At 37.3% G+C, this 18,486-nt stretch carries 25 protein-coding genes; 2 read left to right on the top strand and 23 right to left on the bottom strand.

Annotated features, from left to right (window positions below):
• Positions 1-57: 57 nt before the first annotated feature.
• From JF73_RS01405 to rsmG, 7 genes are read right to left on the bottom strand one after another with little or no spacing between them, the layout of a single operon-like run.
• Positions 58-849, bottom strand: coding sequence for a DUF1129 family protein (locus JF73_RS01405; RefSeq protein WP_046326688.1), 792 nt, complete (start codon positions 847-849; stop codon positions 58-60).
• Between the two features lie 9 nt (positions 850-858).
• Complete coding sequence (gene ychF, locus JF73_RS01400) at positions 859-1,959, bottom strand: redox-regulated ATPase YchF (protein WP_046326687.1); 1,101 nt, start codon at positions 1,957-1,959, stop codon at positions 859-861.
• A 25-nt stretch (positions 1,960-1,984) separates the two neighbouring features.
• Positions 1,985-2,260, bottom strand: coding sequence for a DUF951 domain-containing protein (locus JF73_RS01395; protein ID WP_038521111.1), 276 nt, complete (start codon positions 2,258-2,260; stop codon positions 1,985-1,987).
• Positions 2,253-3,140: a ParB/RepB/Spo0J family partition protein gene (locus JF73_RS01390; RefSeq protein WP_046326686.1), complete on the bottom strand. Its 888-nt coding sequence runs from the start codon at positions 3,138-3,140 to the stop codon at positions 2,253-2,255. The genes JF73_RS01395 and JF73_RS01390 overlap by 8 nt, the downstream gene beginning before the upstream one ends.
• Positions 3,118-3,897, bottom strand: coding sequence for a ParA family protein (locus JF73_RS01385; RefSeq protein ID WP_046326685.1), 780 nt, complete (start codon positions 3,895-3,897; stop codon positions 3,118-3,120). Before JF73_RS01385 ends, JF73_RS01390 begins: the two co-directional genes overlap by 23 nt.
• A 15-nt stretch (positions 3,898-3,912) precedes the next feature.
• The gene (gene noc, locus JF73_RS01380; protein ID WP_046326684.1) at positions 3,913-4,761 is read right to left on the bottom strand and encodes a nucleoid occlusion protein; all 849 of its coding nucleotides are present in this window, start codon (positions 4,759-4,761) and stop codon (positions 3,913-3,915) included.
• Between the two features lie 15 nt (positions 4,762-4,776).
• Complete coding sequence (gene rsmG, locus JF73_RS01375) at positions 4,777-5,499, bottom strand: 16S rRNA (guanine(527)-N(7))-methyltransferase RsmG (RefSeq protein ID WP_046326683.1); 723 nt, start codon at positions 5,497-5,499, stop codon at positions 4,777-4,779.
• 157 nt (positions 5,500-5,656) lie between these two features.
• On the opposite strand from rsmG, the gene JF73_RS01370 reads away from it, so the two are divergent.
• A complete protein-coding gene (locus JF73_RS01370; protein ID WP_046326682.1) occupies positions 5,657-6,193 on the top strand; it encodes a CvpA family protein in 537 nt (178 codons plus the stop codon).
• Between the two features lie 53 nt (positions 6,194-6,246).
• Here the strand turns inward: JF73_RS01370 and JF73_RS01365 are convergent, their stop codons facing one another.
• The 11 genes from JF73_RS01365 to yaaA all read right to left on the bottom strand — a co-directional run bounded on the left by JF73_RS01365 (position 6,247) and on the right by yaaA (position 14,590).
• On the bottom strand, positions 6,247-7,176 hold the full coding sequence (locus JF73_RS01365; protein WP_046326681.1) for an FAD:protein FMN transferase: 930 nt from the start codon (positions 7,174-7,176) through the stop codon (positions 6,247-6,249).
• A 10-nt stretch (positions 7,177-7,186) separates the two neighbouring features.
• The gene (locus JF73_RS01360; protein ID WP_046326680.1) at positions 7,187-7,978 is read right to left on the bottom strand and encodes a tyrosine-protein phosphatase; all 792 of its coding nucleotides are present in this window, start codon (positions 7,976-7,978) and stop codon (positions 7,187-7,189) included.
• 84 nt (positions 7,979-8,062) lie between these two features.
• Complete coding sequence (locus JF73_RS01355) at positions 8,063-8,611, bottom strand: NADPH-dependent FMN reductase (RefSeq protein WP_038521087.1); 549 nt, start codon at positions 8,609-8,611, stop codon at positions 8,063-8,065.
• An 11-nt stretch (positions 8,612-8,622) separates the two neighbouring features.
• A complete protein-coding gene (locus JF73_RS01350) occupies positions 8,623-9,162 on the bottom strand; it encodes an NADPH-dependent FMN reductase (RefSeq protein ID WP_038521084.1) in 540 nt (179 codons plus the stop codon).
• A 149-nt stretch (positions 9,163-9,311) separates the two neighbouring features.
• Positions 9,312-9,935, bottom strand: coding sequence for a TetR/AcrR family transcriptional regulator (locus JF73_RS01345; RefSeq protein WP_038521081.1), 624 nt, complete (start codon positions 9,933-9,935; stop codon positions 9,312-9,314).
• Positions 9,936-10,043: 108 nt separating this feature from the next.
• The gene (locus JF73_RS01340; RefSeq protein ID WP_038521078.1) at positions 10,044-10,268 is read right to left on the bottom strand and encodes a hypothetical protein; all 225 of its coding nucleotides are present in this window, start codon (positions 10,266-10,268) and stop codon (positions 10,044-10,046) included.
• Between the two features lie 507 nt (positions 10,269-10,775).
• The gene (locus tag JF73_RS01335; RefSeq protein ID WP_046326679.1) at positions 10,776-11,450 is read right to left on the bottom strand and encodes an ABC transporter ATP-binding protein; all 675 of its coding nucleotides are present in this window, start codon (positions 11,448-11,450) and stop codon (positions 10,776-10,778) included.
• Between the two features lies 1 nt (position 11,451).
• Entirely contained in the window at positions 11,452-12,513 is a 1,062-nt protein-coding gene (locus JF73_RS01330) for an ABC transporter permease (protein WP_046326678.1), read from the bottom strand.
• Positions 12,513-13,034, bottom strand: a complete 522-nt coding sequence (locus JF73_RS01325) for a TetR/AcrR family transcriptional regulator (protein ID WP_046326677.1) — start codon at positions 13,032-13,034, stop codon at positions 12,513-12,515. Before JF73_RS01325 ends, JF73_RS01330 begins: the two co-directional genes overlap by 1 nt.
• Before the next feature lie 125 nt (positions 13,035-13,159).
• Positions 13,160-13,765, bottom strand: coding sequence for a histidine phosphatase family protein (locus JF73_RS01320; RefSeq protein ID WP_046326675.1), 606 nt, complete (start codon positions 13,763-13,765; stop codon positions 13,160-13,162).
• 57 nt (positions 13,766-13,822) lie between these two features.
• Entirely contained in the window at positions 13,823-14,590 is a 768-nt protein-coding gene (gene yaaA, locus JF73_RS01315; protein WP_046326673.1) for a peroxide stress protein YaaA, read from the bottom strand.
• A gap of 56 nt (positions 14,591-14,646) precedes the next feature.
• Here yaaA and JF73_RS01310 point away from each other — a divergent pair, with 56 nt between their 5' ends.
• Complete coding sequence (locus JF73_RS01310; RefSeq protein WP_046326671.1) at positions 14,647-15,321, top strand: hypothetical protein; 675 nt, start codon at positions 14,647-14,649, stop codon at positions 15,319-15,321.
• Between the two features lie 65 nt (positions 15,322-15,386).
• On the opposite strand, the gene JF73_RS01305 is transcribed toward JF73_RS01310, so the two are convergent.
• Genes JF73_RS01305 through JF73_RS01285 form a run of 5 tightly spaced genes read right to left on the bottom strand, consistent with a single transcriptional unit; the run spans position 15,387 to position 18,436 of the window.
• Positions 15,387-15,683, bottom strand: a complete 297-nt coding sequence (locus JF73_RS01305) for a PTS fructose transporter subunit IA (protein ID WP_038521061.1) — start codon at positions 15,681-15,683, stop codon at positions 15,387-15,389.
• Positions 15,684-15,702: 19 nt separating this feature from the next.
• Complete coding sequence (locus JF73_RS01300) at positions 15,703-16,545, bottom strand: PTS system mannose/fructose/sorbose family transporter subunit IID (RefSeq protein WP_046326670.1); 843 nt, start codon at positions 16,543-16,545, stop codon at positions 15,703-15,705.
• A 2-nt stretch (positions 16,546-16,547) separates the two neighbouring features.
• Entirely contained in the window at positions 16,548-17,414 is an 867-nt protein-coding gene (locus JF73_RS01295) for a PTS mannose/fructose/sorbose/N-acetylgalactosamine transporter subunit IIC (RefSeq protein ID WP_038521056.1), read from the bottom strand.
• A 60-nt stretch (positions 17,415-17,474) separates the two neighbouring features.
• Entirely contained in the window at positions 17,475-17,978 is a 504-nt protein-coding gene (locus JF73_RS01290) for a PTS sugar transporter subunit IIB (protein WP_038521053.1), read from the bottom strand.
• Between the two features lie 17 nt (positions 17,979-17,995).
• The gene (locus JF73_RS01285; protein WP_046326669.1) at positions 17,996-18,436 is read right to left on the bottom strand and encodes a PTS sugar transporter subunit IIA; all 441 of its coding nucleotides are present in this window, start codon (positions 18,434-18,436) and stop codon (positions 17,996-17,998) included.
• Between the last annotated feature and the right edge of the window lie 50 nt (positions 18,437-18,486).

Raw genomic sequence — 18,486 nt, 5'->3', positions numbered from 1 at the left:
TTATCCTTTAAAATATATAGTTATCTAAGTATAGCTCTTTTCTTGACAAAAAACACTTTATTTGCTCCTATCAGCTGGAGCAAAGGCGGAACCAATAATTTGGTAGTGCTTCCTAAAGAGCCACCGAATGCCATAAACTGCAGCTGCAATAATGAGGTTATATATAGCAGGCAAAGCAGGATTAATAATGCGAAACGCTGGTATTGAGACGATGTAGAGGAATAAAAAGAGAACTACCATTAACAAAATAGAACTCCAAATAAACTTGGACCACGGTATCTTCTTAGTCTTACCGGTACTGGGAACAACCCAATCATTATATTTAGTCATGAAGACTCCTAAGGTTACACCAATAACCAGCAAAGTCAGAACACCCGTCTGTGGATTATACTTTTCATTTTTTTGGAACAAGCCTACTAAACCAAAAAGTCCAAAGAATAAGGCGGTGTAAAACATTGCATTATCCGTAGCATATTGCCAAAATGGTATATCTGACGCTTTTCTTTTCTTAGGCTTCAACATGTCTGCTGCTTTTAACTTAGGAGACATATTATAGTAAGTGCTAGCAGGTTGTCCATGACGCTGGGCAACTACTAAATCACTTAAAAGGGCATCAATGCGCTTTTGTGCATCTTCACTGCTCATTTTTCCCTGAGCTTCGAGTTCTTTTTGCAAACGAAAAACGTAATCGGAGTTCTTATTGCTGAGTTGCTTACGTAATTCAGCGGGTGTCATCTGCTTAACTTCATCATCCTTGTTTTGGTTGATTACTTTCTCTTTAAGCTTTTGTTGCTTATTTATATCTATGTTAGCTTGTTCGGTCTGCTTTTCAGTTTTCTTTTCTGCCATTATTTTTTCCTAAACGTTAAATCTAAATTCAATAATGTCACCATCTTGAACTTCATAGTCTTTACCTTCAAGACGTAATTTACCTGCTTCTTTAACTTTTTGCATAGTTTCATATTGATCAAGATCAGTAAATGAAACTACCTCTGCGCGGATAAAACCCCGCTCAAAGTCAGAGTGAATTACTCCCGCAACTTGTGGAGCTTTCATTCCTTCATGAAAAGTCCAAGCTCGCGTTTCTGGTCCACCAGCTGTAAAGAATGTTCTGAGTCCTAAAATGTGGTAAGCTGCACGAATTAAACGGTCAAGTCCAGATTCGGTTACGCCTTCTGCCTCTAAAAATTCAGCTTTTTCATCATCTTCTAAACCAGCAATTTCTTCCTCAGTAGCAGCAGAAATACCTAAGCATTCAGCATTCTCACTTTCAGCGTGCTTTTTAACAATTTGGTAATACTGATCTTTTTCAGGTTCAGCCATTGAGCTTTCTGCAATATTAGCTACATAAATCACAGGCTTATCTGTTAACAAGAACAAACCTTTCACGATCTTTTGCTCGTCCTCATTAAAACTGATGGAGCGTACAGCCTTGCCTTCTTCTAAAACCGGCTTGATTTTTTGTAAAACATTAAATTCAGCTTTAGCTTCTTTATCATTTTGCTGGGCAATCTTTTTAACCTTATTAATCCGGCGGTTAACAGCATCTAAATCGGCAATTGCGAGTTCTAAATTAATAGTATTAATATCTTCTTCTGGATCAACTTTACCGGTAACAGAAGTAATATTATCATCTTCAAAAGCCCGCACAACATGAATTATTGCGTCAGTTTGACGAATATTTTCCAAAAACTTGTTGCCGAGGCCTTCTCCTTTGGAAGCACCTTTAACTAAACCAGCAATATCGGTGAATTCAAAAGTAGTGTGAACAATCTTTTTAGCAGGAATTAATTCCTGAATCCTTGCCAGTCTTTTATCTGGAACTTCAACCATGCCCACATTAGGTTCGATTGTAGCAAATGGGTAATTGGCCATCTCCGCACCAGCTTTGGTAATAGCATTAAACAATGTTGATTTGCCGACATTTGGTAGCCCAACAATCCCAGCAGTTAATGACATTTTTATCCTCTTTCTTTAACAAAAACTATTTATTATCTTGATTAAAATTTGGTCGCGCTATGTCACTTTTAGGTACATAAAGCTCGTTTTTAACATTAACGGGATCATTTGCTTTAGTTAAGACTTTTTTCAGATTATGTGTGAATTTAGATCTGGGCATCATTACAATGTGACCACATCCCATACATTTTAATCTGATATCTGCTCCTAAACGCAAAACTTCCCAATCGTTAGTCTTACAAGCGTGAGGTTTCTTCATGAGTACAGTATCAGCTAAATTATAGGAGATTTCTTTATTCATCAAGATCTACTCCCAAAACATCAAGTATTCTGTTCAATTCGTCAACTGATGAAAATCCTATTGACAAATGACCGCTGCCCTTTTTATTTTCAGAAATATTGACACTAGATCCTAGTTTATCCGCTAATTGATGCTCTGTGGCCCGAATAAAAGCGGATTTTTTAACAGTCTTCTTGCGGGGCTTTTTGGAATTAAGGTTAGCAACCAAAGCTTCCACTTTTCTGACTGGCATCCCTTCTTTAACCACTTGCTTAGCCACTTCATCAATTTTATCTTTGTTTTTCAAACCTAACAGGGTCCGCGCTTGACCCATTGAAAGATCACCATGTTGCAACAAATGCTTAGTTTTGCTAGGTAAGGTCAATAAACGTAGGTAGTTGGCAATATACGGACGAGATTTACCCATTCTCTTAGAAACTTCTTCTTGGGTAAGGCCCAAGTTTTTTTGCAACATTTCGTAAGCTTGAGCTTCCTCAAGCGGTGTTAAATCTTCACGTTGCAAGTTTTCTAACACTGCCACTTCCATCATTTGACTTTCACTAAAATCACGGACTATAGCAGGTATTGTGCCTTTCTTGGCCATCTTCGAAGCCCTAAACCGTCTTTCACCGGCAATAATTTCATAGCCGTTAATAGACTTACGCACAATTATAGGCTGAAAGACACCATTTTCTTTAATAGAATCAGCCAGTTCCTTCAGTGACTTATCATCAAAATTTTTACGTGGTTGATAGGGATTAGGTCTAATATCGCTTAAATTAAGGTCCTGAATTTCTTCTTCGTTGTCCTCGATCTGAGGTTCGTCTTCAAACAGCGCTTCGATGCCGCGACCGAGACCACCATGCTTTTTGGTTTCCTTATTTCTTGAGTTTCTTGCCATGATTCTTTAACACCTCCTTGGCTAAATCGTCGTAAACTTCAGCTCCGCGGGAATTAGGAGCATATTCTGTAATTGCTTCACCATAACTTGGCGCTTCCGCCAATTTGGTAATCCGCGGAATAATAGTTTTATATACTTTATTAGAAAAATAGGAGCGTACTTCTTTGACTACTTCAGCACCTAAATTAGTCCGTGCATCCAGCATTGTGAGCAAAACACCTTCAACACCCAAGTCTTTATTGAAGTGTTTTTGGACTAACCTAATGGTGTTGAGTAGCTGACTTAGACCTTCCATAGCATAATATTCACTTTGAACAGGAATTAAAATTGAGTCTGATGCTGTAAAAGCGTTGATCGACAGTTGTCCTAAAGACGGTGGACAATCAATAAAAATAAAATCATAATTTTCACTAATTGTGTCTAAAGCAGACTTTAAGCGGGTTTCCCGTGCCATCATGCTAATTAATTCTGTTTCAGCTCCTGACAAATTAATAGTTGCTGGGACTATGTCGAGGCGGTTAGTAGAAGTATGGAAAATCGTATCTTTAAGAGGAACATCGTCAATCAACACACTATAAATATCTTGATCAATCTCGGATTTTTCTATTCCCAATCCAGAAGTTGCATTACCTTGTGGATCAATATCTACAATTAAAACTTGGTACCCACGTTCCGCAATTGAAGCTGCTAAATTAATTGTGGTTGTCGTTTTACCGACGCCACCTTTTTGGTTAGCAACCGAAATTACACTCACCATATTTTCCATGCCTTCCTACTTTCTTTTCAATTCAATTGTAATCATATAATCATCAGGATCGTTGTTTTCCTTAAATTTGACCTTGATGCCTGATTGTTGGGCAAGCTTAATTGCCTTCTTAATCGTATTTATTTGTACTTTTAAGTCCTTAGGGATACGATTAACCGACCTGTTCGTTTGCTCAGACTGCTCTTTTTCTTTCGCCTGATTTTTTTTGCCAGCAAAATATTGGTCAACGTTTTTGACAATTTTTTCAGTGTCATTAACATTCAGGTTATTTGCTAAGATTTCATCAAGAACGCGGCTCTGATCTTTTTCACTCAGTCCAACTAAACAGCGTCCATGACGCGGTGAAATTTCACCACTAGCTAAATAGCTTTGCACCTTTGGCGTTAACTTGAGTAAACGCAACTTGTTAGCGACATAAGATTGGGACTTGCCAATATTTTGCGCCAATGTGGTTTGCGTGAGCTTATTTAACTTCATCAAATTATTGTAGGCCTGAGCTTCATCAATTGGATTTAAATCTTCTCTTTGCAAGTTTTCAATTAAAGCTAATGACGCTGCTTGACTGTCATCCATGTTCTTGACTATTGCTGGAATTTTTTCCCATGCCAGATGTTGAGCTGCCTTTAGTCTGCGTTCACCAGCGATAATTTCGTAATTGTCATCTTTTTCACGTACAATAATCGGCTGCAGTAAGCCTTCTTTATCAAGAGTCGAAGCTAATTCACGAATTGATTCCTCGGAAAACTCATGTCGTGGCTGATAAGAATTAGGTTTAATTTTACTTAACTCAATATCTTGAATTTGTTTACTTTTAGGAATTTCTTCATGATGACGCAAAGAAGAAAATAATGACATTTCGAGTCCCCCTGTTTAATGTATTGGTTTACGGTGAGGCGTTCCCGCCTGCCGCGGATATTTTTTAGGCGTTGCCTTTACTTTTTCTATTAGGATAAGCGTGCGTTCTTCTGCATTTTGGGGTAGTTGCAGCTGTTTAACTGCTGCAGTTTTACCACCTAAAATGCTCAACGCTTTTTTACTAGTTCCTAATTCATCTTCTGCTTTTGGACCTTTGAGGGCGATAAAATTGCCGCCTTTTTTGACAAGTGGCAAGCAGTATTCACTTAAAACTGCCATGTTGGCTACAGCACGAGCAGTAACAATATCAAATTGTTCACGGTAGCGGCTATTTTGACCAACATCTTCTGCTCTGCCATGCACTAAAGCAACATCTTTTAAGCCCAATTGTGCAATTAAATCCTGCAAAAAATTCAGTCTTTTACCAAGAGAATCAACTATTGTTACTTGCAGTTCTGGCAACATAATTTTTAATGGTATTGAAGGAAAACCGGCACCTGCACCAACATCGCATAAAGAGCTGCTTGACTTAAAAACCGTACTAAAGGCCAAAAGCGGCGTGATGCTATCATAAAAATGTTTGAGGTAAACATCATCTTCTGCAGTTATTCGCGTGAGGTTAACGTGCTTGTTGGCCTCAATTAGACTGTTAAAGTATTGGTTAAATTGGTTGATTTGATTTTTATTTAATTTAAAATTACGTTTTGATAATTCTTGGACAAACTGTTCAGGATTCATTTTTCACCCGTGAAACCTTGTTTCACACCCTTTAAATTTAACGCTAAAATTGGCTTAATGTAAAGTCAATGCATCCCTTTAATTATGAAATATTTTTCGACTGTCGTCAAAGTCTAAACGAATAAAATAAGCTATAATATCGTCAAAGGAGATAAATATGATAGTTACTTTAATTGTTCTGGCCTACTTGGCACTAAAAACCTACAAAGGTTTTCAAACCGGCTTTACCAGATTAATTATTAATTTGATTTTTGCTGCTGTTGTTTTTATTGCCGCAATTCTTTTTCAAAATCCAGTCGGCAATTGGCTATACAGTCAGATAACAGGGCAAAATATTCAGACCACTTTAACTCCCGGTACCAACCTGATGTTGTTTCGCTTTTTAGCGTTTTTCGTGATCGTTTTTGTAGGCAAAATGATTGTTAAGGTTTTTAAAGGCTGGGTGCCAAATAAAAACCCCCATGCTACCAATTTTGGCAATCTGCTGGACAGCGTTTTAGGCGCGATAGTGTCCTTGTTCGCCAGTTATTTCTTTGTCTACATTATATTATCAATGCTTAACGCCTTACAGAATCCGTGGTTCATTCAGCAAACCCTTGATTCTTCCTTCATTAGATTCATTATCTACAACACTCCCGGTTTATCCAACGGTCTCTTTAACAGTATTTTTAGTATTAGTCGTACCGCTGCTTAAATTGCAGCAAATAACGGCAAAATAAAAGTGCCTTTGAGGCACTTTTTTATTTATCAATTTTGAAAATTGTCATACTCAATGTGTTCATCATTATACACAAAGATGGCACCAATGCGGTCGGGGTCGTCATGCCAACCCGCAAGAGGTTTACCCGCAAAAAACAACCGTTTACATTCAATTTCAGCTTCAACAGAATCTTTTGTAAATGTAGTGACTCCTGCTAAATTTGTTTCAACTGGATAGCCTGTACGGGGATCAATTAAATGATGATACTTATGACCGGCAACTTCTAAGTAGCGTTCATAGGTACCACTAGTAACAGCTGAACATTGCGGTACCATGACAGAAGTAATATTTTTGCCCCGGGGCTCTTTTGGATCCTGTACCCCGACTGACCACTGACCATTGGCTCTTTTAGGAGAATCACCAACTAGCAAGATATTGCCGCCAAGGTTAATAATTCCAGCGTGCACACCATAAGCACGCCACAAATCCCTGATTCGATCAGCAATCCAGCCTTTAGCTATACCACCAAGGTCTAATTCCATCCCAGCCTTTCTCAGATAAACTGTCTGGTCAAGATCATTTAAGTCAACGCTATAAGGGTCAATCAGTTTCATTCTCTCTTTAATTTGCTCAGGCTCTGGTACATGAGCATTTTTAAAGCCTATTGACCACAATTTAACTATCGGACCAATAAGAGCATTAAAGCCAAAGTTTTCCCGGCTTTCCTCTACGGCAAGCTTAATCAAATCATAAGTGCCGCTGGAAACTTGCACAGCCTTCTTCCCAGCAGCATGATTAACATCCATTACTTCTGATTCATCACGGTTAACCGTCAATATATCTTCGTAATGGTCAATTAAGGCAAAAGAATCGTTAATTACTTTCTTATCTCTGGCTCCAAAAACTTGTAAAGTAATTGACGTTCCTAAAGCATGATGTTGTCCTACCTGTTGTTCTAAAGCTAAAGTTTTAATCATAATCTTATCCCTAATCCTCTAAATATTTTTCTCTCATCATTTCTTGCATTTCTGCGTTTATGTCCAGTTGATTAGATATGTATGAATCAATACCGCCAAAATTATCATTAATTGTAATCAAGCTGGTATCAAAGAAAGCATTAGCTACTGAACCAAGAATGCGCATATTGGCACGAAACTTATCATTTTCTCCCGCTGCTTTAAATTTCTCATCCCGAACGTGACGATAATTATTCAGCATATAGTTTGAATAAAGGTAGTCCTGTCTAATTACTTCTAGATCAACACCCAAAATATACAAAAGCACCACCGTTACTAAACCTGTTCTGTCCTTGCCTTCTGAGCAATGATACAAAACTGCACCATCAGCAGTATCAGCTACGACACTTACAATTTGATGGATACTGCGCTGAGCTTGCTTATTGTTGATATGTTCACGGTATCGCCTGCACATCATATCAAACCCAGCATATTGATCACGACGGTATTTGGCGAATTCTTTACTCATATCCAAGCCATGACCACCAGTATTATCTTCAACAGATAGCGGAAACTCGTAATGCGTAACGCCCGGTAGATCGCGATCCTGGTTTGCCTTGCATTCTGCTGGCGAGCGCAAATCAATAATTTTAGTTAAACCGTAATCAAGCAAAAAACGCTGGTCGGCAGCAGTTATCTGACTAATATTACCAGACCGCAATAACCGGTGTGCTTTAATTTTGCGCCCATTAAAGCCAATATATCCCCCTAAATCTCGGGGATTACGCACAGATTTAAGAGGCAGAACAACAGGTTTAGACATGCCAACTTCCTTTCAAACAAAAATAACCGGATAGGACACTCCTATCCGGTTATTTTACTCTCTGCTAATCAATCTAGCAAAAGTTTATTTATGTGCTTGTTCAACAAACTTGAAGAAGTTGTCCATCATACCATCAATTTGCTTAATGGTTGCTTCATCAGTCAATTCACCAGTTTCTTTATTGAACTTATCTGGAGCTTGACCAATTAAAACTTCGTTACCAGGTAAAACATTTGCGCTCATATCAGGTGAAAGCAAAATTTCACGCATATCTTCTTGAGCACGAGCAGTACCTTGTGAACCGTATGATACACCAGCAACAGCTACTGGCTTCATCTTCATAACATTAGGACCAGCATGTGAACCCAACCATTCAAGACTACTCTTTAACGGAGCAGGAATAGTGTGATCATATTCAGGTGTAGTAATTACTATACCATCAGCGCTCTTAATTTCTTCAATCCAAGCCTTAATAGTATCATCAGCCATTTCTGTTCTGCAGAATGGTGTCAACTTATCTATTTCTTTTACTTCAATGTCTGCTTTATCAGCATAACGCTTAGCGATAAATTGTGCTAAAAAACGGTTATATGAAAAAGATGCATTTGTACCAACAATTGCTAATATTTTCATTCTCGACCCTCCTACTTAGTAACTTGTGCGTACCAACTATCAACTTCGTCGAAGAAATGACCCAAGAATTCAACAGATTCCTTGTTAGTCAAATTACCGTTTTCGTCAAATTGCTTTGGTGCGACTCCCAACATAAATTCGTCATCATTAAAGACTTGGGCATCAAAACCAGGTGCTGTCAACACGCTCTTTAAACGACCTTGTGAACGAGAACCACCTTGTGGCATTGGTGAAGTAGAAACAATCACAACTGGCTTATTCTTAAACGGATGAGTCACGCAAGAAAGCCATTCTAAAGCACTACTTAACGCACTAGTAACAGAGTGTTGCTGCTCAGGAGAACCAATTAATACTAAATCGGCATCTTCAATTTCTTTTGTCAAAGCTTGAACAGATTCTGGAGCATCTTCGCCCTCTTTAAACATTGGCAACCCTTTTACTGTTGCCAGTTTAAAATCATACTTGTCGGCAAATTGCTTAGATATAAATTTAAGCAATGCCTCATTAAATGAATTATTGGCATTTGAGCCAGATAATGCAAGAATTTTCATAAAAACCACCTTTCAGAAACTAATTTCAAGATTAATTATAGCATATCCGTATGCTTTTAACATTTTCCTGCTCTTAAAAAGATTTATATAGATAATTTCTGTAAAATGGTTGATTTAGTACATTATAAGCACTCTGCAAACACTAAGAATTACTTCTTGCTTTTACTTTTGCTTTCCGCTTCGCCAGTTTTAAATAATGAAACTTTATTAGTCTTACTGAGCCAATCATTTAAAATGGCATCATTAATTTGAGCTGTTAAAACATTGATGATCTGCGTTTGGGTAAAAGTTGCTATTTTATTAACGAGTAGTGAAGCGATACCGCTAGTAGTAATCCAATTGGCAATGATAATGCTTCTTATCTTGTCTTCTGGGTATTTAGTCTTAGGATATTGTTCCCTGAACTTTTCCACACCAAAGTCAATTAAAGTATCAGCAATTATCTTACTGCCGAATTTACCATCAACAAACATTGCTCTGAACAAGTTTTCTTGTTCCTTGGCAAAATCAATATAAGATAAATCCATATCAATTAAAGGCTTATCCGTATACCTTTTCTGCAAAATATTATTCTTTAAATTGTCCGCAATTTTACGCAATACTTCTTTGCGCAAGTCTTCCATACTGTTAAATTCAAGATATAAAGGCTGCGTTGAAAAATGCCCTGCCTTGGCAATATTGCGGGCAGTCAAACTCTCAATACCATCTTTAACAACCATCTTATAGGCAATGCTTAAAATTTTATTTCTTCCTATTTCTTTTTTTCTAGCCATTTTGGTATTCCTTGATTAACTTTAAAACGTACTGTTATTCCTAACAAAAACCAGCTATTTCCCGACAATCAAATTATTGCCGAATGATACATATTTTAATGAAGAAAATTATTCTCCATTATTTTCTATAAACTCATCGTAATACTGTGAAACCATGTCGCTTACTTCATCTTTGCTCAAACCTTGAGCAGCGCAAAAAGAAAAGAAAGCAGCAGAAAGAATATAGCCTACTTCAGAATCTTCTGTCAGATTGTCTGAAAAGTTCATATTAATACTGTGATTTTGATAATCGGTTGATAATTCAATCGACTTATCTTCAGGGACATCATTCATATTTGTACCTCTACATAAATTGATCTATTTATAGTAGCTTTTCTGATTGCCACTAATAAAATAAAATAAAAATTATACCAAACAAAAACATATACAAAAAAATAACTTTTTGTTATTTTAGCAAAGAAACTATTATTTCCTAGTAATTTACTCAAATAGTTAAAAAACAAATTAATAATTTTATTTTTAATTTTTCCAGTTATCTTATCTCAAAAAATAACATTTTCTTTTCACATATAAGAATAGTAAATTTAAAAGTGCTTTGTCAAGAGCAAAGTACTTTTTATAATATAAAAGAAATGTGTGATTTTCTATAAAATTTCGGTTTTAAATAGTTAATTCTAATTAATAACAAAAATCCGGATAAAATAGTTTTATTGTAAATAATAAAATTACTACTGAGAAAAAAAGTTTAGCTAATTTTTTGCTTTTAATTAAATTCTATTCTATGGTTATTTTTTATAGTGTTATTTTTATAGTGTTATTTTTATAGCTATAATTTAATAACTAAACTTTTTGCTTAATCTCACCATCCATCATTTCATAAATATGATCTGCGTATTGCTTGAGTCTAGGATCATGAGTTACCAGTAGAATAGCCTTGTGATAGTCTTTAGCCAAGTTTTGAAAAAGTTGCCCCACTTCACTGACATTTTTACTGTCTAGAGAAGCTGTAGGTTCATCGGCCAATAAAATTTGAGGATTAGCGTAAAGTGCACGGGCAATAGCAGCGCGCTGCTGCTGTCCACCAGATAATTCAGCGGGATACTTATCAAGCAATGAACTGATACCTAATTGTTTGAGCAATTTTTGTAACGTTTCTTCATTGATATTGCCTGTTTTTTTCACCTTATTAACTAATTCAAACTGTTCTTTGACCTTTAAAAATGGTACTAAATTATAAGCCTGCAATACAAAGCCAAGTTGAGTCAGACGTAAACGGTCGCTGTCTTTAGCAGAAATATCTGCAATATTTTGACCGTTAACTATCACTTCTCCTGCGGTTGGCTTTTGTAAAGAGCCTGCAATGGTTAAAAAGGTGCTTTTACCAGCGCCTGAAGGCCCCATGATTAATACCACTTCACCTAAATTTGCCTTAAAATTTACGTTATTGAGTGCTGTTACTTCTGCGGCACCTTTACCATATACTTTTTGAACATTTTTCAATTCAATAATTGCCATATTACTCACCTATTGCTTGTGCTGGATCTACTTTGAGAATTGATCTGATTGGAATTAAGCTGCCAATAATTGCAGTTAGCAGTAATCCCAACGTACCCGACAAAATGATGTCCGGGGTAAAACTGATAGGCACTGCAGCTGGTAAAACTTTGACAGTTACCGCCATAGCCACTAACCCGATAACTAATCCAACTAAAACTAAAATCAACGCTTGACTGATTGTTGCCTTAACTAACGTGCTGCTCGGAATCCCCTGTGCCCGCATCACTGCATAATTGTGCATTTTTTGCATCGTTAGAATATAAAGAAAGACGGCAATTATGATAAGTGAAATAACGTATAAGAAACCTATCATTAACTCGAATGTCATATTTTGTGCGGTATAGCCCGGAAGCTTTTTAATAAATTGCGCAATGGGATATGTCTTACTGTCCTTGTGATTGTATTTATAATTATGATCACGTGAAATAATAGCCGATGCCCTTAAAGTCGGCAATCCTTGCCGCAGCTTCTTCCACGACTGCAATGTACCATAAACAATTGGGGCAATGTTGATTTTAGCATTTTGGACAAAACCAACGATGCGATATTTCTTGCTTGAACCATTTAACTCTAAGCGATCGCCTAATTGGTAGCCCTTAGTTTTAAAAGCTTGATCCACAGTAACTTCATAGTTCTTTTTGGCTTTTCTGCCTGCAATTAATTCTTGATCATCATAAATGAACTGGTTTTTCTTGACACCAATAAATTGCGCTGAGATTTGCGGCCTTCCGGATTTCTTAACTACTACTGGTATTTGTCCCACCAGTGCTTCATTTTTAGTTAAAGTAGTTTTTGCTAAATCACTTTTAGTTAAAACTGACTGGCTCATACTAACGTTCGCATTTTTATTTAAAATGACTTTCTGAGCATCCCAAGACTTTAATGCCTGCGTATTTTCACTGGCTAAACCAACTGCCAGAGACGAAAGGACAAATATAAGGTAACTAATTAAAAAAATCATCAAAATGATTAGTCCGTAACGCAGCTTTTCTCTCTTTATTTCTTTAATTGCTAAAAACATTAATTTGTTCCCCTTTTTAATAGTTCTAAACTGACCTTAAAGCGAGCCATAACCTCTTTTTCTTGTTCTGGATTTTCCATCACCAAGCGGATTGTCGCATGACTAAGAACCATTGCACTCCAATTTTGCGGATCTAATTTAGTGATCAATTCTCGGGGAAAAGGTTGACCCACTGAATTCTCGTTGTACAAAATGTGCATTTTAATCAGACCTGCATAAGAACTTTGTTGCGCCTTTTCAATAAAATCGGCTACATTCTGGTAATATTGCTGCGGCTCAAAAGCCGAAGTTAGTTCAACCGGTGAATGAATCGCCTTAATGGCAATCCCATACATATACTGGTAAGCATCATTTAAATCGGTAAAATATTTATAAAATGCGCCACGCGCAATACCTGCTTGAGCAACAATCCGTGCCACCTGCGCCTTTGCTAGTGGATAGGTACTAAACTCATTTACTAAAGACTGTTTGATTATCTTTTTCTTGCTTGCCGGCAAGTTAATAAAAGTCGCCTTAACCATCTCTTCATTTACCTTCTAATTTTAATAAGTGACACCGTGTCACTTATTACAGAATAATTTTTTTATTAGCTCTAGTCAATTAAAATGCACTAACAAAAAAGGCCTTACTTCAAGGCCTATTATTTTTATTCAAATGTCAATATCCGGTTATAGTAATTCAACCTGTAAATGCCGTCACGATAGGACATTTTAGCTAATGCGCAATTAGCCATAGTTTCAAAGCAATTCATGTCGCCATTAGTTAAGCAGTGGGCAAACATCATCCTAATTAAGGTGCCATGGCAAAATACTAAAACTTTTTTATCCAGATAATTCTTTTCCATGTCAGTCATAAAACTGCCGCACCTGCGGTTAAGCGCCGTAAATGACTCGCCACTGGGTGCATATTTAATGTAGTCAGCAGCCGCTTTACCCCAAGGATCAATTGCATCGGGATATTTTTGCCCCAGCGCGGTTAAAAATTGCCCGTCCCATTCTCCGAAATTAATTTCCGTCAGGCGTTGATCAATTTTAATTTCTTTTTGACCCTTGGTAAAAATTTTAGCGGTTGTTAACGACCTTTTTAATGGGCTTGAAAAAACGACGTCAAAAGGTGCAGGATCAAAATTCGCTGCGGCTGTCTCTGCCTGTTTTTGACCAATTTCATCTAAATCGTGATCAAATGATGACCCTTGCATGCGGCCAATCTTATTCAAATCAGTTAAGCCGTGTCGTACAAAAACTATTTTCATATTATCCCCTCATTCATAATCTTACTTAGTGTGCTTTGTCCCAAATATCTTTTTGTTCTACCGCCGCTTAAAATCATATTCCGTCCTAAAAACATAAGAAGCAGCAGTACTCAAATCGGGCATAAAAGCAAAACCAAAATCAGTAAATTCACGTAGCTGCTGCGGCCTGGTCAATTGCTTTTCCGCAATATACCGGACCATTTCTCCACGAGCCATTTTGGCGTGAACACCAACCGTCTTCCACTGACCATTTTTCTTTTCCTGAAAATTAATGGTGATCATTTGCCTGCCTGCTGTCACATAAGGGCTGATATTACGAGAATATTCTTTTGAAGCCAAATTAATGAGTATCTGATCTTCATCAAAAAGGTTGTCAGCAATTTTTGCTCCCCAGAACTGATATAAGTCAGGTTGTTTAAAGCCTGTAACTTTATTTTTCATTTCCAAACGGTAGGGCCAAACTCCGTCAAAAGGACGTAGAACGCCGTATAATCCGGATAAGATGCGGACGTTTTCTTGTAAATAAGATATCGCAGGTGCTGTGAACAGATCAGGCGCCATATATTGATACTGAATGCCAGAATATGAGATGATTGCTGGAGTCAGGCCATCTTTTTGGCTTAAATTAAGCTCATTTATTTGTCTTTGGCCTTCCTTAGTCATACGTTCACTTGACTGCCAGATTTTTTGTAATTCATTAAAACTGCACTTTTTTAAAAAAGCAGCTAATTCTTGTGCTTGGGCTAAAAATTGCGGCTGCGACTTGGCTGGAAAAGATTCGCGGTCAACTGTCATTTTCATTGCTGGTGAAATAATAATTTTCATCTTTACCACCTTTTGGGTTAAACTTATTAATAATATTTACTAAAGGAGAGAAATTAATGAATCCCGATTTTGCCATCGTATTAAATTTTAAACTAAAAAATGCAAAAGATGTAGATGCTGATTTTTTAGTAAAAACTGCCCGCAATATTGGCGCCCGCGTTATTGCTGCTGATGCAAATATTCCTGATTTTAAGAAAGCATGTGCAAAATACACTATTTCTTTAATAGAAAAGCCCGTACAAGGTACTGACTTGACTGCAACAGACGCAATAGACAGACTGATTTCAAACCGCAAAGCAGGAGCAAAAACGATCATTAATGTTCCAGTCACTGAAGATGGCAAGTTGACACCTGAAACAGAATTAATGCTGAAACAAATCAACAATTGGATGCACATTTTTGGTCATGCTTTTAATGAAAGCGAGCCTTGTACCCTTAAAGTTGGCAATGTAGCAGAAGATAGCTGCTTTATCTTGCAAAACAGACATGCAAAATATCAAAAATATATTTTTGTTAAGTCTCCCTTACCCGAAACCATCAAAATTACAGGTCTAACTGCTAAACCTAACCACATCGAACTGATTGATCAAAGAACAGAATTAGAGTTTGAGTTTAGCAATAATGAACTGAATATTGATTTAACTAATAGCAATAAAAGCGATTATGACTGGCAAATAATACGAATCCAAGAACACCGCCCAGAAGATGACATTAAAGAAACTAAGTTTTAAATATTGTTTTAAATATAAAAATAGGGCTGAAGAATTTATTTCTTCAGCCCTATTTGATTTACTCTTTATTTATTTTTTAAATAGTTAACTTTCTTTTCGTAATCAGAAATTATCAATTTAACATTCTGCTTACCACGGTGCCTGCCATAAGCAACAATAGCCCCGCCAAGAACACCAAATACCAGTAAAATCACGCCCACAATAAAGAGCCAAGTTGTTTTGCCATAGAAATAATAGCATAAGACCAAGCCGATTGCGGCAATTGCCAATAAAGTCTGCAACCAATACTGTAAATTTTGCAGCATCTTTTTTTGATAATTAACTTCGTTTTGATAACCGGCAGTTATTTTCTTAAGGTCCATTATTACACCGTTTTTACTTCTAGTATTTGAGTCCTGGATTGAATACGCCAAGGACAACACCGACAAAAGCTACACCAATCAAAATGATCATTGTCCAGATAGCAGAAACATGCTTTTTGGACATTAACCACCAGCAGAAAAGAGTAACGATTACTGTTAAGATGCCAGGGAAGATACCATCTAACTGCTTTTGCAAATCAAGGAAAACGTGCCCGGTATTATCTCTCAGTTGTAAAGAAGTAGTGACGTTAACCCAGGTAGCCAGTACACCACCAACAACCATACCACCGACAATGGAGATCGCACGTCTAACGGCTTTACCTTGCTTACCTACTAAAAAGCCGACAGCTTTATCCCCCAGCTTGTAACCACGAAAGTATAGGAAACGTTGACCAAAGTAAGCAATGAGATCCCAAACGATGATGTAAAAAATAGCACCAACTGGTGAACCGTTTCTTGACATACCTAAAGCGATACCAAGTAAAATCGGAATCAAAGTACCGTCAATTAGTGAGTCACCAATACCAGCTATTGGTCCCATCAAACCGGCACGCATGTCATTAATAGTTTGACCATCAATATTTTCACCGTTTGCACGTGCTTCTTCAAGACTGGCAGTAGCACCGATGATAACCGAACCTAACATTGGGTTGGTGTTGAAGAACGCTGTATATGCCTTAATGTTATTAGTCTGTGTCTCATTATCATTAGGATATAATTCCTTGATAATTGGCAACATCGAACATAAATAGCCAAACGTCTGCATGTGCTCTTGAGAAAAGCAGGTTAATGCACCCCAAAACCAGATATTAAAAGACTTATTCAGGGTCTTATGGCTAATTCTCTTTTTTTCTGCATCCATTTTTAGATGTCCTCCTCTTCTTCATCGTCACCAACGGCATTTTCATTTGATGAGGCGTAACTAGTACTTGAATTTCCTGAGCCCTTAGCCATTTCAATTTCATACATAATTACAGCAAACAATAATGAAATAACTGTCACAGCAACAAGGTTTAAGTGTAATGAAGCTGCTAAAGTGAAACCAACTAAAAATGGAATGAAATCAGTCGCTTTATTAATAATTTGGCGCAGCAAGATAGCAATACCAACACATGGCAGCATCGCACCAACAGTAAACAGGGTCTTCATTGGGATGCCATTCATTGGTAAGGCTGTTCTCAAAGCAGTTACGGCTTCTGCACCGTAGTGAGTCATCAAAAGTGTCGGCAGGAATGAGAATACTAAGTGAGATAACCAAGGCCAGCCAAAATCAACTCCGTAGAGGCGATTTAACTTACCGTTTTCAATATCTTTCCAGCCAAATGCCTGCCAAATCAGGTTCATAAATGCCACTGCATAAAATAGGACTGATCCGACTGTACCTACCAGAGTAGCAAGAGACTTTGCCATGTTTGCAGCTGCTGAACCCATTGGGTTAAGTCCACGTGATGAAATAGCAACCATAGCTAGAGGAATACCAATATATGAAATTGCCCGCACATCAGCAGCAACCGTACCACCGGGTGTAACTAACGCAATGTAAACCAACTGGGTAGCAACTCCACAGGCAATTCCTAGCGGCAAGTTGCCTAAAACGATACCACAGACCAATCCACCAACTAGTGGCCGTCCAATAGTATAATTACCGACTGCTTGACCAGCCATACAGGAGTTTGAACATAAACACGCAAATACTCCCAAAATGGCGGCTTGTAACCAACTTATAGTCATTTTTTCTCCTTCTTCTTATTAAAATTATTAAGGCTAGATACTCGTTTGAGTAAATATATCTCAATAACCGAATTTCCCTTTGAATTTATCCCAGTAGCCTAATTGTTTATCTGGTAATAAAGCAAAGTGAACCTTATATCCTTTTTGGCTAATTGCCTCAAAAGCATCACCTTCTTCTTGTGTAAAAGATTGATTACTGCCTAATTTGATTGCTCCCGGACGGTCATTACCTGGACCCACAATCAACTCTTTTTGGTCACTTGGGACAAAATCAAGATCGACCAAAATGTGCTTCATATCTTGTGGATTCTTGGTAATCAAAAAGTACCGCGTCTTAGAATTCAATACTTTATCCTTAACATCATTAAAGTGAGCCATTGTCCATATAAAAGTTTTCTTACCCTGATCTTCACCCGCGGATTTATATGCGGATTTTAAGATAGGGTTGGTAGCTGCCTTGTCATTTACAGCTATAATTCCGTCACAAGGACGTTCTTTTGCCCAACGGGTAGTAATTAAACCATGAATTATCCGGTCATCGACTCTAATCAATGAAACAGTCATTGTTTTTCCTCCTAGATTTAAATGTCATCTTCGTTATCAACTGAATTTTGTGGAATTTCATATTGCTTTATTGCTTTTTCACCTTCACTTAAAGCTGACTTAACCAATTCTTCTTTAGGCATAGTGTCCAAGGAGATTAGCGCGGTAAGTGCCATTGAAAAGTTCATTCCGCCGATTACTACAGAATTTGCTAGATACCCGTTTTCAGAGAAGACATTTAAAAAGGTAGTTAACGGACTGCCGCCAATGATATCGGCAATGACAACAAATTCATCTTCTTTTTTAAACTCTTCTTTTTGCAAAAAGGCGGTAACTTTCTTAGTAAAGTCTTCTGCAGAATCACCATTATGAAGACATAATGCAAAACAACGCTTAATAGCATCCCCAGCAAACATTTCCAATGAAGTTTTTACTCCTTCAGCAAACTGTCCGTGAGAAACCAAAATTAAATATTTCAATACTTCATTCCTCTCTTCGTTAGTATAAGTTAAAATTAGCACAATCTTTG

It is taken from the genome of Lactobacillus helsingborgensis (genome assembly GCF_000970855.1).
GTDB classification, from domain to species: Bacteria; Bacillota; Bacilli; order Lactobacillales; family Lactobacillaceae; genus Lactobacillus; species Lactobacillus helsingborgensis.
This window is presented reverse-complemented; position numbering and strand designations above follow the sequence as displayed.